We start from the raw sequence: 14191 nt of genomic DNA on the forward strand, positions 1-14191 counted from the left end.
GCCAGCGCCAAAAATAGTTTCGAAGTGTCGATAGCTCGCCAATTCAGGGTGCTTTCCGCGGTGATCGGACGCCCTCTTGGCCAATCTCGGCTATGCGACGATCAGAGCCTCATGACCGCTCCGAACAACCTTTGCTCCGTTCTCATCGCCTACGGCAGCCATGCGCCGGGCGGCGCCAACCATCGCGTCTATGCCGCCTTGCCTGGCCAATGGCGCAAGGGGTTCATCCACCAGACATGCCATGAGGCACCCGACGACATCGGGCCGGGACAGCAACACCTCATCGACGCGTGGCTGCTGGAGTTGCCGGGCCAGGGCGTCGAGATGTTCACGCCGGCCTACGAGGCGCTGGCAAGGGAGCGGCACGAGCTCTGGACCGGGCTGGACGCGGCCATGGGCGCCGGCTGGCGGCGCACCGAGATGCGCTGGTGGCCCGAGGGCGCCCTGCCCGTGGTCGCCGAAGGCGGCATGCTGGTTGCCAACATCCACGTGCCGGTCCAGCGCTTCACCTATCTCGCGAACCAGGACGACGTGCCGCATCCGGACGAGGAAGACGACATCGAGAAGCTGTGGCACCGGGTCCGGCGCGGAGAGAAGAACTACGACGGGTCGCATTTCATCGCGCTGATCAAGGACGCCCAGCCTGCCCAACTCGACGGCATGTTCGGCGAGCTGCCGCGCTCGGGCGAGTTCCTGGCCCGGCTCAAGCGGCTGTTCAATGACCACCTGTTGAGCGAGACCTCGGTGCTTTGGGACGGCGGAGAAAGATCCTGTTTGTACGTGTGCCCGTTGCAGCGCAACGCGTTGCCGCAGCCGGCGTTGATCGAGCTTGCCCGGCAAGACATCGGCCAGCGCGTGGCATTCCTGCGGCAGCGCGGATTCCACGCCGAAGCCGATGTGCTGGCGCGGCTTCGCTTCGAACACGCCAGGCCCGATGACCCGGTCTTCGAACCCGCCGCCGCGGCGATGGAAAGCTGCGAAGACGAATTGCGCTACGCCGGCCCCGATCGCCCGCGGTGGATGTACTGCCTGCGCGAGGCCTGCTACGGCATCGCGGCCAGCTTCGAACTGCAAGACTGGCTGATGCTTGCGCTGCGGGAAAGCGTGCCCGGTTTCGACCTCGAGCCCGCCTACCGTCTATGGAAAGCCGGCGGCGCCTGGGTGCTGGACGGTGAGACCTGCTGCGTGCACGAGGTGGCCCGGCGCCAAGCCTGAGGCCATGGCGCCGAAACTCGTCAACTCTTCTTCACCAGCGCGGTGATGTACTCGCCCAGCGAGATGGCACCGCGCTCCGGCTTCTCGGGCTCGTACTTGTCTTCGAGCGTGATACGCGTCATTTCCGCGTACGACCTGGCCGCCGCATCCGAGAAGCCCAGCGCCTTGAACGCCGGCACCCATTGCGCCTGCGGTGTCACGGCCACGTCCACCGGCCGGCCCAGCGCTTGCGAGAAAGCCCGCGCCACGTCGCCCGGCGAATAACGCTGCGGACCCTCGACATAGTGCGGCCCCGACGGTGCCGGCGAGCCCAGCATCAGCTTGGCGGCGAACTGGCCGAGGTCGTGCGGCGCCACCATCGGCAACGTGAAGTCGGGCGGGTACATGCTGTGCACCTTGCCTTCTTCGCGCGCCGTCTTCAGCGAGGCGTCCCAGTTGCTCATGTAGTAGGCCGCGCGGATGGCGCTGAACGGCACCTGGCCCGCGCCCAGCGCCTGCTCCATCTCGTGGAGCACGCCCAGGTCGCCGATGCCATCGCCGGCCTGCGCGCCGTAGGTCGACTCGGCAACGATCTTCTCGAGCTTGCAGCCTTCGAGCGCGCAAAGAATGGCGCGCAGGCTCTTGCGCTCTTCGGCGACCGTGTCGGTCGACGGCGGCGCCGGCGGGTTCAGCACGAAGACGCGCGTGCCGCCCATGAACACGCGGTGCAGCGCGGGCGTGTCGAACACGTCGACCACGGCCACGCGCGCGCCCTTGGTCTGCAGCGCCTGGGTCTTGTGCGCGTCGCGCGTGACCACCGTCACCGGCTCGTTGTGCGCAAGCAAGGCTTGCGCGAGCGCCGAGCCGACATGGCCCGTCGCACCCAGGATGATGTGCATCGTGTGCCCCTTGTCAGCCGCGCTTCTCGGCGTTGCGCTTGCGCGTGGCGGCGCCCTTCTTGGCGGAGGCCGAGCGTTCGGCCGCGCTGCGGTTCGAAGCGGCCGCGCCACCCAGGCGACCGCCCTTGCGCGACGGGCCGTGGTTCTCGGCCTTGCCGCGCCCCGAGCCCGACTTCTTGCCGCCGCCGGTCTCGGCGTTCACCGTGGCCCAGGCGCGGCGCTCGGCCTCGCCCTTGCCCACGCCGCGGTGCTCGTAGCCCTCTTCGATGTGCTCGGCCTGTCGCTTCTGCTTGTCCGTGTAGGACGACTTGTCGCCTGTTGGCATGGCATGGCTCCTTTGCTTGTCGTGCACCGTGCGTGCAGGTTGTGAAGCAGCCATGCTGGGCGCGCGCTGCGTGCCGCGGGTAAGAAGACGCACGCGCTGCGCGTCAGCGGTGTCTGTCTTCTGTCAAGGGCGTGTCAGGAGCCCGGCTTCATGCGGCGCAGGTGCGCCAGCATCTCCTCGCGGACCACGGCCGTGATGTGGCTGCGCCGCCCGTTCTCCAGCATGCCCAGCCGGCGCGCCACCGGGCGGCCCGGCAGTTGCAGCACGCACAGCGCGGGGTCGCTTTCCCAGTCGAAGTTCTTCAGCAGCGGCGCCATGGTGAAACCCACGTTCTTGCGCACCAGCTCGGCAATGGCCAGCAGCGAATTGAGTTCGAGGAACTCCTTGGGCACCAGCTGCAGCCGCCGCAGGATGCGGTCGATGCGCGCACCGGTCGGCGTGCGGCGGTCGAAGCGGATGAAGGGGTGCGTGGCGAACAGGCTCGCAATGGAGGTGTCGGGCGAGGCAATGCCCGAATTCGCGATGACGGTCAGCGCCTCGTCGTAGCACGGCGTCCACAGCAGGCCCGGCACCTCGGGCCACTGGCGCTCGACGACCACCGCCGCGTCGAGTTCGCCGCTCACCACGTCCTGCATGAGCTGCGTCTGCTCGCGCACGCGCAGCTCGACCTCGAGGTTCGGGTGCAGCGACTTGAGCTGCGCCAGCGTGCTCGACAGCAGGCCCATGGCCGAGATGAGCGAGCCGAGCTTGATGGTGCCGGCGATCTGGCGCTGGTCCTGCAGGTCGCGCCGCATCGACTCGTAGCGGGCCAGCAGCTCCTCGGCCCGCGGCAGCAGCAGGTGGCCGGCCGGGCTCAGCACCATGGTGCGGCCGGTCTTGTCGAACAGCGTCTTCTTCATTTCCGCCTCGAGCGCGCGCATCTGCTGGCCCACGGCGGCCTGCGTCAGGGCCACCTGGTCGGCGGCGGCGGCAAAGGAGCCGCCACGGGCCGCGGCGACGAAGGTGCGAAGAAAGCGGATGGTGCTCATGCGGAAACGAGGAAGCAGGAACCGGGAACCGGGAACGGGGAACGGGGAACGGGGAACGGGGAACGGGGAACGGGCCGGCGGCGACCGAAAGGAAAAGAAATTCTTTATCAATTCTAAATAATTTTTAAATTTATTTTTTCCTGTGCTTGCAAAACAATGCGGCCATGGTCACCGCCCCGACGCCCCTCTACCGCCTCCAGACGGCAGGGCGATGACACCCACAGACCAGGCCTCCTCCACCATGACCACCCCCCAGTACTTTCCCCTCGTCGACGTTTCCGGAACCCCCCATGCGCGCGGCGTGCAGCACGGCCGCGCCGTGCCCGAGCGCGTGGCCGGCGGCGTGGCGCTCTACCGCGCCCAGCTCGGCCGCCGCGGCCTGGACGACGCCACCATCCGCCGCCTGGCGCAGTCGATGCTGCCGCTGATCGAGGCCTACGACGCGAGCTACCTCGAGGAGATGCGCGGCATCGCCGAAGGCGCGGGCGTGCCGCTCGAAGACATCGTGATGATCAATTGCCGCACCGAGATGCTCTTCGGCTACGCCGACATGAAGCGCGCCGCGGAACCCGCGGCGGACTCGCCCTCTTCCGAAGACGGCGACTGCACCGGTCTGCTGGTGCTGCCCGCGCGCTCGGCCACCGGCCGCCTCATGCACGCCCACAACTGGGACTGGCGCCAGGAGTGCGTGGACACCGGCATCGTGCTGCGCATCCGCAACGCGGACGGCCCCGACATGCTCACCTTCACCGAGGCCGGCGCGCTGGCGCGCCACGGCTTCAACAGCAACGGCGTGTCGCTCACCGGCAATTCGCTGACCTGCCATGAAGACTTCCAGCAAGGCGCCGGCGTGCCGCTGGTGCTGCTGCGCCGCCGCGTGCTCGAGGCCGCCAACCTGGCGCAGGCCATGAAAACCATCTGGGCCTCCAAGCGCTACTGCGCCAACAACATGATCCTGGCGCAGGCCAGCGGCAACGACGGCTCGGGCATCAGCCTGGAAACCTCGCCCGGCGAGATTTTCTGGACGCTGCCCGAGAACGACCTGCTGGTGCACGCCAACCACTGGATGTCGCCCGCCGCCGTCGTCAAGCTGCGCGACCCCGGCCTGCCGCAGCGCCCCGACAGCATCTACCGCCAGCACCGCGTGGAAAACGCGCTGCGCCGCATCACCCACGGCGCCGAAGGCCGCGTCGGCTGGAGCGACGTCAAGGCTGCGCTGGCCGACGAGTTCGGCAAGCCCGACGGCGTGCTGCGCACCCCCAAGCCGGCGGACTTCAGCAGCATCTCGGCCACCGTGGCCACCACCCTGATGGACGCCGCCAACCGCGTGATGTGGGTGGCGCGCAAGCCCTACGAGGCGCGCAATTTCCAGGAATACACGCTCTGAGCCGCCGGCCTCCCACGCCCATCGCCTTCCCACCGCAGCCCCTCTCTTCATGACCTCCAACGCTCCCCCCCAAGCCCCCACGGCCTTCGCCGAGCAGCGCGCCCGCGCCATCTACGACCTGGGCGCCAGCACCATCTACGCCTCGCGCAGCGATCCGCGTTTTTCGTACTGCACCTACGTGCCGCACCACATCGGCAAGCCCGGCGCGCGCCCCATGCAGCTGGTGGTGGTGATGCACGGCACCGGCCGCGCCTTCGTCAACTACCGCGAGGCCTTCAGCGGCTTCGCCAAGTGGAACGACTGCATCGTGCTGTGCCCGCTGTTCCCGGCCGGCGTGCGCGGCGACGGCAACCGCGACGGCTTCAAGCACCTGGTGGAGGCCGACATCCACTACGACCGCATCCTGCTCGACATGGTGGCCGAGGTGGCCGAGAAGTTCGGCTGCGACTTCAGCCGCTTCGCCCTCTTCGGCTATTCGGGCGGCGGCCAGTTCGTCAACCGCTTCGCCATGCTGCACCCCGAGCACCTGTGGGCCGCGTCGATCGGCGCACCGGGCTCGGTGACGCAGCTCGACCCCACGCAGGGCTGGTGGGTCGGCACCAAGGACTTCGAGACGCGCTTCGGCAAGCCCATCGACCTGGACGCGCTGCGCCAGGTGCCGGTGCAGATGATTGCCGGCAAGGCCGACATCGAGACCTGGGAGATCACGCACCGCGAAGGCGGCAAGTACTACATGCCCGGCGCCAACGAATCCGGGCGCACCCGGCCCGAGCGGCTGGACACGCTGCGCCGCTCGTTCGAGGCGGCCGGCGTGAAGGTCACCTTCGACCTGCTGGACAACGTGCCGCACAACGGCCTGGCCTGCGTGGGCCGCGTGCAAGACTTCCTGGCCGACGCGCTGTATGCGCTGCGCGAGCCGCGCGCCGTGTCATCGTCGGCCTGACGACCTGAGCTCCCGACGCTCCTACGCCCCCGACACTCCATTCGACAAGGAAGAAGGCCCATGTTCCGTTTCGCAGCGGCCCGTATCGCGATGGCGATTCCCACACTGCTCATCGTGGCGGTGTCGGTGTTCGTGCTGATACGGCTGATTCCCGGCGACCCCGCGCAGCTGCTGCTGGGCGACCTCGCCACGCCGGCCAGCCTGGCCGAGCTGCGCGCCCGCCTCGGGCTCGACCGCTCGCTGCCGGCGCAGTTCGGCATCTGGTTCGGCCACGTGCTGCAGGGCGACCTGGGCACCTCGATCAACAGCGGGCAGGACGTGCTCTCGCTGGTGACCGACCGCTTCCTGATCAGCGGGCGCATCGTGCTGGTGGCCGTGGCGCTGGCCGCGATGGTGGCGGTGCCCGCGGGCATGGTCGCCGCGTGGAAGCAGAACCGCGCGCCCGACCTGCTGCTGGTCGGCTCGGCCACGCTGCTGGTGTCGGTTCCGACCTTCTGGCTCGGCCTGCTGTTGCTGCTGCTGTTCGGCCTGAAGCTGGGCTGGCTGCCGGTGGTGGGCTACGTGGGCATCGCCGAAGACTGGAAGAACGGCCTGCTGTACCTGGTGCTGCCGGTGCTCACGCTGTTCCTGCACGAGATCGGCGTGCTCATGCGCATGGCGCGCGCCAGCACGCTGGAGGTGCTGCGGCTGGACTACATCACGCATGCGCGCGCCAAGGGCCTGTCGGAGCGCGCGGTGCTGATGCGCCATGCCTTCAAGAACGCCTTCGGCCCGACCTGGACGCTCATCGGCCTGGTGCTGGGCAACCTGCTCGGCGGCATCGCGGTGGTGGAAACGGTGTTCACCATTCCCGGCCTGGGCCGCCTGCTGGTCGACGCGATCTTCGCGCGCGACTACCCGGTGATCCAGGGCTGCCTGCTGTTCGTGGCGGTGATCTACGTGGTGGTGAACCTGGTGATCGACCTCTGCTACCCCCTCTTCGACCCCCGCGTCGCCGTCGAATGAGCCCGATGAAACACAAGAAACGAATGCCGCTGAACGCCCTGGTGGGCATCGCCGTGGTCGCCCTGATCGTGGGCGCGGCGCTGCTGAGCCTGCTGTGGACGCCGCACGACCCGCTGCGCATCAACTTCGGCTCGCGCCTGAAGCTGCCGGGCGGCGCCTACCTGCTGGGCACCGACGAGTTCGGCCGCGACGAGCTCTCGCGCCTCATGGCCGGCGCCGCCACCAGCGTGTGGATCAGCGTGCTGACGGTGAGCTTCTCGATCGTGGTGGGCAGCATCGTGGGCGTGCTCACGGGCTTCCTGCGCGGCTGGACCGACCGCATCGTGATGGCCTTCAACAACGCCCTGCTGGCCTTCCCCGGCCTGCTGCTGGCGCTGGGCCTGCTCGCGGTGGTGGGCGCGAACCAGTACGGCATCGTGCTGGCGCTGGGGCTGGCCTACACGCCCTCGGTGACGCGCATCGTGCGCGGCACGGTGCTGTCGCTGCGCGAGAAGGAGTTCATCGAGTCGTCGCGCGTGCTGGGCAACTCCGAGCTCTACACCATGGTGCGCCACGTGCTGCCCAACTGCACGGGCCCGCTCACGGTGCTGGCCACCTCGATGTTCGGCTGGGTCATATTGGCCGAGAGCGCGCTGTCGTTCCTGGGCCTGGGCGTGCCGCCGCCGGCGCCCACCTGGGGCAACATGCTCGCGTCGGCCCGCCCGTTCATGGCGCAGGCCAGCTACCTCTCGATTCTTCCGGGCCTGTGCATCGCGCTCACGCTGCTGGGCATCAACCTGCTGGGCGACGCGGTGCGCGACTGGCTCGATCCGCGCATGAAGGGCGTGCAATGACGACGACCAACACCAGCACGACCACAACGACAGCAGCAACGCCATTGGTCAGCGTGGAAGGCCTGACGCTGGCCGTCGGCCTGGGCGGGCGCGAGATCGTGCGCAACGTGTCCTTCGACATCGCGCCGGGCGAGATGGTCGGCATCGTCGGCGAGTCGGGCAGCGGCAAGACGCAGGCCGCCCGCGCGCTCATGGGCCTCACCCCGCCGCCGCTGGTGCGCACGGCCGGGCGCATCCTGTTCGAGGGCGAAGACCTGGCGCAGGCCCGGCCGGCGCGGCTGCGCGAACTGCGCGGCGCGCGCGTGGGCATGGTGTTCCAGGAGCCCATGACTTCGCTCAACCCGTCGATGACCATCGGCAAGCAGCTCGGCGAGGCGCTGGCGCTGCACCGGCGCGACCTGTCGGCCGCGGCGCGGCAGGCGCGCATTCTCGACATGCTGGCGCGCGTGGGCATCCGCGACCCCAAGGGCGCGCTCGACGCCTGGCCGCACGAGTTCTCGGGCGGCATGCGCCAGCGGATGATGCTGGCCTCGGTGATGCTGCTGGAGCCCGCGCTGCTGATTGCCGACGAGCCGACCACCGCGCTCGACGCCGTGGTGCAGCGCGACGTGCTGGAGCTCATGGTGGGCCTCACGCGCGAGCACCGGACCGCCGTGCTCATGATCAGCCACGACCTGCCGATGGTCGCGCGCTTCACGCAGCGCATGGTCGTGATGCGGCACGGCGAGGTGAAGGAAACCGGCCGCACCGACGAGATGCTCGAGCGGCCGAAGCACGAATACACCCGCGAGCTGCTGCAGGCCATGCCGAGGCGCCTGCCCGCGCGGCAGGTGCCCGACGAGGCGCCCGTGGTCGAGGTGCGCAACCTGGTGGTCGACTACCCGGGCCACCGCCGCCTGTTCGCCAAGGCGGTGCCCAAGCGCGCGCTGCACGGCATCGACCTGGTGGTGCGGCCGCGCGAGGTGGTGGCGGTGGTGGGCGGCTCGGGCTCGGGCAAGACCACGCTGGGCCGCACCATTGCCGGCCTGCTCAAGCCCAGCGGCGGCGAGATTTTGTTCCGCGGCCGGCCCATCCTGCGTTCCGATGCCGGCTGGTCCGACTACCGGCTGCAGTGCCAGATGGTGTTCCAGGACCCGTACGCCTCGCTCGACCCGCGCATGACCATCGGCCAGCTGGTGGGCGAAGGGCTTCGGCTCGTCAACGGCATGTCGGCCGCCGACAAGGGCCGGCGCGTGGCCGAGGTGCTCGACGAGGTCGGCCTTGGCACCGCCTTCGCGCCGCGCTACGCGCACGAGCTTTCGGGCGGCCAGCGCCAGCGCGTGGCCATTGCGCGCGCCATCGTGCGCCGCCCGGCCTTCGTGATTGCCGACGAGCCGGTGTCGGCGCTCGACGTGACGGTGCGCGCGCAGGTGCTGGAGCTGTTCGCGCAGCTGCAGAAGCGCCACGGCTTTTCCTGCCTGTTCATCAGCCACGACCTTGGCGTGGTAGAGCAGGTGGCCGACCGCGTGATCGTGATGCAGGACGGCCGCATCGTCGAGCAAGGCCCGCGCGACGCGGTGTTCGATGCGCCGCGCCAGGACTACACGCGCCAGCTGCTGTCGGCCATTCCGGCGCTGGAGCCGACCGCCGGCGGCGGCGTGCGGCTGCGCTGGCGCTTCGGCGCCGAGGCCCCAGCGAACGCCCGCGCCGAAACCCCGGCACCCGCCCTCGCCTGATCTTTCATTCGTATCTGCCCGCAGGAGTCACTTCATGCCCCGTCTTCTCTTTCGCCACGCCGCCATCGCCACCGCCTGCCTGGGTGCTTTCGCGGCCTCGGGCGCCTTGGCCCAAAGCACGGTCACGGTGGCCCAGCCCGCCGACATCCGCTCCACCAACCCCGGTGTGAACCGCGACAACACCACCGACGGCGTGCTGCTCAACGTTGTCGAGGGGCTGGTCGGCTACCGCATGGATGGCAGCGTGGGCCCGCTGCTGGCGCAGTCGGTCGACGTGTCGGCCGACGGCCTGACCTACACCTTCAAGCTGCGCAAGGGCGTGAAGTTCCACAACGACGCCCCGTTGACCGCGGCCGACGTGGCCTGGAACTGGAAGCGCTACATGGACCCGAAGACCGACTGGCGCTGCACCGGCGAGTACGACGGGCGCAACGGCCTGAAGGTGGTGGAGACCGCCACGCCCGACGACGCCACCTTCGTGATGAAGATCAACAAGCCCTCGGCCGTGTTCCTGGACACGCTGGCGCGCACCGACTGCGGCATGACGGCCATCCTGCACAAGAGCTCGGTGAAGGCCGACGGCAGCTGGGACAAGCCCGTGGGCACCGGCCCCTTCAAGTTCGGCGAGTGGAAGCGCGGCGAGTACGTGACGCTCGCGGCCTTCAAGGGCTACACCTCGCCCGCCGGCGCCACCAAGCCGGACGGCTACGTGGGCCTGAAGGCGCCGCTGGTCGATACGGTGAAGTTTCTCGTGGTGCCCGACGCGGCCACGGCGGCGGCCGGCTTGAAGTCGGGCGCCATCGACGCGGGGCAGATCACCTCGAGCGACGCGCAGGAGCTCAGGACCGACCGCAACCTCACGGTGCAGGCGCCGCCCGAAGCCATCAAGAACGTGCTGCTGATCCAGACGCGCGACCCGCTGCTGAAGAACCAGAAGCTGCGCCAGGCCATTGCGGCCTCGCTGGACATCGAGCAGATCGTGGCGGCCGCCTCCGAAGGGCTGGGCTCGGTGAACAACTCGGCCATCCACAAGGGCTCGGCCTTCTACAGCGCGGCGCAGAAGAAGGGCTGGCACTACGACCCGGCGCAGGCCGCCAGGCTGCTGCGCGAGGCCGGCTACAAGGGCGAGAAGATCACCATCCAGACCAACAAGCGCGCCCACGTGCCCAGCTACACGGTGGCCGTGCTGGCGCAGGCCATGATGCAGTCGGTGGGCATCAACGCGCAGATCGAGGTGCTCGAATGGGCCACGCAGCTCGACCGCTACAACAGCGGCAACTACCAGATGAGCTCGTTCAGCTACTCGTCGCGGCTGGACCCCGCGCTGAGCTACGAGCAGTTCTCGGGCCCGAAGGACAAGCAGTCGCGCAAGGTGTGGGAAGACCCGCAGGCGCTCAAGCTGATCGACGACAGCTTCACCGAGTCGGACCCGAAGAAGCGCCAGGCGCTGTTCGACCAGATCCACGCGCAGATGATCCAGCAGGTGCCCATGGTGATGCTGTTCAACGGCATCGACGCCTGGGCCGTGCGCAAGCGCGTGAGCGGCTTCGCGGTGTGGGAAGGCAAGCCCCGCCTGTGGGGCGTGTCGGTCACGGCAGCGCGGGGGTGAATCCAAGCAGCGGCGTCGGCATGGGGGCCGTCACCGGTGCCAGCGAGGCCACCATGGCGAGCAGCGTGTCGCCGAAGCCGCCCCTGGCGCGCGCGTCGGTGCGCGCGCTGGTGGTGACGCGCGGGCCCGCGCTCCAGGCGATGCGCGCGCCGGCGGCCGCGAGCGCGTCGACCAGCGCCACGTCTTCGCTGCACGCCAGCGGCGCGAAGCCGCCGGCGCGGCGGTAGGCCTCGGTGGCCACGCCGAGGTTGGCGCCGTGCACGTGGCGGTGGCCGTCGGCGTGCGTGTAGCGGCTGTCGAACAGCGCCCTCGCCCGCTCGCCGCGTTCGCCGTCAGCGCCGTGGGTGTGCCAGTCGCCGACCACGACGCAGCCGCACACCGCGTCGGCCTGCTCGGCCAGCTGCATCACGAGCCAGTCGGGCGAGACCACGGTGTCGGCATCGGTGAAGGCGAGCCAGCGCGCGCCGGCTTCGATGCAGCACTCGGCGCCACGGGCGCGTGCCACGCCGACGTTGCGCGCGTCCAGCACCAGGCACACGGCGCCGAGCCGTGCGGCGACCGCCTCGGTGCCGTCGCTGCAGCTGTCGAGCACGACCACCACCTGCACCGCTTCGCCGCACAGCGCCGGATGCGCGGCCGCCAGTTGCACCGCGGCCAGCGCGGCGCCGATGCGCTCGCACTCGTTGTGCGCGGGAATGACGACGCCGATCACCGGATGCCCTCCCGCTGCGCCACCGAGCGGCCGTCGCGCGCCCAGACCTGCAGCACGAAGTCGTCTTCCTCGTGCAGCGCGAGGCGCGCGAGGCCGAGCCCGGAAAGAATGCCGTGCACCTCGCGCGTGGAGAGGCTGCGCTGCGCGAAGTCGGGCGCCCAGTCGCAGGCGACCAGCGTGCCGTCGGCCTCCAGCGAGGCCTTGCAGCATTCGGCCACGCGCTGCATGTCGTGGCGCGCGAGAAAGTAGCCGAGTTCGCTGAGCACGATCAGGTCGAAACGGCCGGCCTCACAAGGCCAGTCCATCGGCAGCGCGTGCTGCGCGACCTGCACTTGCGCCCGACCGGCGGTGCGCTTGCGCGCGAGCTCGACCGCATGGGCCGAGAAGTCGCTGGCCAGCAGTTCGTCGCAGCGGTGCGACAGCGCCAGCGTGAGTTCGCCGATGCCGCAGCCCGGCTCGTAGACGCGCCGGTAGTGCGCCTGCGGCAAGGCGGCCAGCAGCACGGCGCGCTTGCGCGCCTCGTACCAGCGCTCGCGCGAGGCATAGGGGTCGTCGCTGGCCGCGTAGAGCGCGTCGAAATACGGGCGCTGCACGTTGCTCACAGGAACACCACCTCGTAGGGCCGCGCGGCGCGCTCGACGGTGGTGGCGCGCAGCACCGGACCGGAACCGGTCGATGTGTCGCTCTTCAACTGGCTGGTGAAGGCCTTCACCGCCGCGCGCTTGCGGCGCACGGCCTCCTCGCTCAGCGGCAGGCGGAAGGCGTTCGCCCACGGCATGCGGGCATCGCCGGGGCGCGACCAGTGCCAGCCCCACACGGGCACTTCGACCAGCCGCGCGCCGGCACTTGCCGCGGCCAGCGCGCAGGCCTGGCCCGTGACCTCGTGGTCGGGGTGGCCGTCTTGGCGCCAGGTGGTGAACACCACGTCGCGCGGACGCAGCAGCGACACCAGCCGCGCGGCGAGCAAGGCGCGGACATTCTTCAGCCCACCGTCGGGCATGCCCAGGCGCGCGGGCTCGATCGACAGGCCCAGGCGCCGCAACGCCCGCAGGCTCTCGCGCGGGCGGGCCTGCGCGAGCCGCTCGGCGGTCCATTCGGTCGAGCCGCGGTGGCTGGCGGTGCCGTCGGTCACGGCAATCACCTCGACCGGCGTACCGCTGTCGGCCAACTGGGCCAGCAGGCCGCCGACCGCGAGCACCTCGTCGTCGGGGTGCGGCGCGACGACCACCGCACGCGAGCCTTCGGGCACCAATGCGCGCAGGTCGATGGCGGGCAGGCTCGCCAGGCCGGGCCAGCGGTGCCATTCGGCTTCGGTGGTGCCTTCGCCGCGGATGGCGCGGCGCGCTACAGCGTCCATGGTGATGTGTCCTCTTTGTGCTCGTTGTCGTCTGGGGTGGGCTGTTTGCCGAGCAACTGGCCGAGCGCCGCCAGGTCGCGCTCGGCATGGCTCTGGCGCAGGAACACCGGCAGATCGGCCATCGCCTGCGCGAAATGCGGATCGCGGCACAGCGGGCCCGCGCCGACCGCGCGGCCGGCGTGGTGCATGACGTCGTTGGCCGCCTGCTCGACGGCCAGGCGGGCGCGCATCGCGACGCGCTGGGCGTCGGCTTGCGGATGGCGGTCGATCCACGCGGCGGATTCGCGCAGCAGCGCGGCGGCCGCGCCCAGCGCGACCTCGATGGCGCCGAGGTGCGCGACGCGGTGGGCGTCCGACTTCGGCCCGGTGAGTTCGCGCACCCGGCGTGCAATGCCCAGGGCGCCGCCGAACCAACAGGCGGCGATGCCCGCGCCGCCCTGCCAGAAGCCGGGCCGGCGCACATAGTCGCCGGGCGCGCCGATCTGCACCGCGCGCGCGCCGTCCAAGCGCACGTCGACGCTGGCGCTCGCTGCCATGCCCAGGGCGTGCCAGCCGTCGCCGGTCACGCGCACGCCGGGCTGGTCCATCGCGACCGCCGCCAGACAGGGCTCGCCGGCGGCGTTCCAGCCGCTGAGCACGGCATGCGTGACGCTGGCCGCGCCGGAGCACCAGGCCTTCGTGCCGGTCAGGCGGATGCCGCCCTTGCTCTCGGCTTCGAACACCACGCGCGCATCGGGCGGCTCGGCGCACCAGGTGGCCCAGCGCGCACCTGCGGGCGTGGCCGGTGCGCCACCGAGCTCGGCCAGGATGGCGAGCGCGTCGGTGTGGCCTTCGAACAGCTTGACGAGCGAGAGATCGTGCGCGGCCACGTCCGCCAGCACGCGCCACCGCGCCAACGTGTGGCCCGAACCCGAACCCGAACCCGAACCCGGAAGAGGCAGCAGGTCGATGCCCGCGTCGACCAGGTGCCGGAGCGCCAGGTCGCGGCCATGCCGAAGGGTCAGGGAGTCAAGGGCATCGGCGGGCGCGGGGTCGAACATGGACCCAAGTTAGGAAGGCCCCGCCTGCGCATTCGTCGGCGCGCGGCGTCGCCCCTTGTAGGAGCGTGGCTGCCGCGCGGCCTGGACGATGACCAGGATCAACCCGTTCTTGCGGGCTGCAGGTGCCTCCAAGCAGTGGCGGCG

Annotated in this window: 14 protein-coding genes; 7 read left to right on the forward strand and 7 right to left on the reverse strand. The window is 70.2% G+C overall.

Going from position 1 to position 14191, the window contains the following annotated elements:
- The first annotated feature begins 48 nt into the window (after window positions 1–48).
- On the forward strand, window positions 49–1215 hold the full coding sequence (locus BM013_RS01855) for a hypothetical protein (RefSeq protein WP_143098222.1): 1167 nt from the start codon (window positions 49–51) through the stop codon (window positions 1213–1215).
- A gap of 20 nt (window positions 1216–1235) precedes the next feature.
- Here the strand turns inward: BM013_RS01855 and BM013_RS01860 are convergent, their stop codons facing one another.
- The 3 genes from BM013_RS01860 to BM013_RS01870 form a co-directional block, all read right to left on the reverse strand.
- Entirely contained in the window at window positions 1236–2093 is an 858-nt protein-coding gene (locus BM013_RS01860; protein WP_093122077.1) for an NmrA family NAD(P)-binding protein, read from the reverse strand.
- A 13-nt stretch (window positions 2094–2106) separates the two neighbouring features.
- Window positions 2107–2418, reverse strand: a complete 312-nt coding sequence (locus BM013_RS01865) for a plasmid stabilization protein (RefSeq protein WP_093122079.1) — start codon at window positions 2416–2418, stop codon at window positions 2107–2109.
- Window positions 2419–2552: 134 nt separating this feature from the next.
- Entirely contained in the window at window positions 2553–3446 is an 894-nt protein-coding gene (locus BM013_RS01870; RefSeq protein WP_093122082.1) for a LysR substrate-binding domain-containing protein, read from the reverse strand.
- A 241-nt stretch (window positions 3447–3687) separates the two neighbouring features.
- On the opposite strand from BM013_RS01870, the gene BM013_RS01875 reads away from it, so the two are divergent.
- From BM013_RS01875 to BM013_RS01900, 6 genes are read left to right on the forward strand one after another with little or no spacing between them, the layout of a single operon-like run.
- On the forward strand, window positions 3688–4833 hold the full coding sequence (locus BM013_RS01875; protein WP_093122084.1) for a C45 family autoproteolytic acyltransferase/hydrolase: 1146 nt from the start codon (window positions 3688–3690) through the stop codon (window positions 4831–4833).
- Between the two features lie 49 nt (window positions 4834–4882).
- Window positions 4883–5776 (forward strand): alpha/beta hydrolase family protein, encoded by an 894-nt coding sequence (locus tag BM013_RS01880; RefSeq protein ID WP_093122087.1) that lies wholly within the window; start codon window positions 4883–4885, stop codon window positions 5774–5776.
- Window positions 5777–5836: 60 nt separating this feature from the next.
- Entirely contained in the window at window positions 5837–6781 is a 945-nt protein-coding gene (locus BM013_RS01885; RefSeq protein ID WP_093122089.1) for an ABC transporter permease, read from the forward strand.
- A gap of 5 nt (window positions 6782–6786) precedes the next feature.
- Window positions 6787–7614: an ABC transporter permease gene (locus tag BM013_RS01890; protein WP_093122091.1), complete on the forward strand. Its 828-nt coding sequence runs from the start codon at window positions 6787–6789 to the stop codon at window positions 7612–7614.
- Window positions 7611–9329 (forward strand): ABC transporter ATP-binding protein, encoded by a 1719-nt coding sequence (locus BM013_RS01895; RefSeq protein WP_093122094.1) that lies wholly within the window; start codon window positions 7611–7613, stop codon window positions 9327–9329. Before BM013_RS01890 ends, BM013_RS01895 begins: the two co-directional genes overlap by 4 nt.
- Before the next feature lie 34 nt (window positions 9330–9363).
- A complete protein-coding gene (locus tag BM013_RS01900) occupies window positions 9364–10938 on the forward strand; it encodes an ABC transporter substrate-binding protein (protein ID WP_093122097.1) in 1575 nt (524 codons plus the stop codon).
- On the opposite strand, the gene BM013_RS01905 is transcribed toward BM013_RS01900, so the two are convergent.
- From BM013_RS01905 to BM013_RS01920, 4 genes are read right to left on the reverse strand one after another with little or no spacing between them, the layout of a single operon-like run.
- The gene (locus tag BM013_RS01905; protein WP_093122099.1) at window positions 10919–11650 is read right to left on the reverse strand and encodes a glycosyltransferase family 2 protein; all 732 of its coding nucleotides are present in this window, start codon (window positions 11648–11650) and stop codon (window positions 10919–10921) included. The two genes, BM013_RS01900 and BM013_RS01905, sit on opposite strands and share 20 nt — an antisense overlap.
- Window positions 11647–12252: a class I SAM-dependent DNA methyltransferase gene (locus tag BM013_RS01910; RefSeq protein WP_093122102.1), complete on the reverse strand. Its 606-nt coding sequence runs from the start codon at window positions 12250–12252 to the stop codon at window positions 11647–11649. The genes BM013_RS01905 and BM013_RS01910 overlap by 4 nt, the downstream gene beginning before the upstream one ends.
- Window positions 12249–13007: a PIG-L deacetylase family protein gene (locus BM013_RS01915; RefSeq protein ID WP_093122105.1), complete on the reverse strand. Its 759-nt coding sequence runs from the start codon at window positions 13005–13007 to the stop codon at window positions 12249–12251. The genes BM013_RS01910 and BM013_RS01915 overlap by 4 nt, the downstream gene beginning before the upstream one ends.
- A complete protein-coding gene (locus BM013_RS01920) occupies window positions 12995–14047 on the reverse strand; it encodes an acyl-CoA dehydrogenase family protein (RefSeq protein ID WP_256221354.1) in 1053 nt (350 codons plus the stop codon). Before BM013_RS01920 ends, BM013_RS01915 begins: the two co-directional genes overlap by 13 nt.
- Window positions 14048–14191: the final 144 nt, after the last annotated feature.

This window comes from Variovorax sp. OK605, from assembly GCF_900115445.1.
In the GTDB taxonomy this organism is placed as follows: domain Bacteria; phylum Pseudomonadota; class Gammaproteobacteria; order Burkholderiales; family Burkholderiaceae_C; genus Variovorax.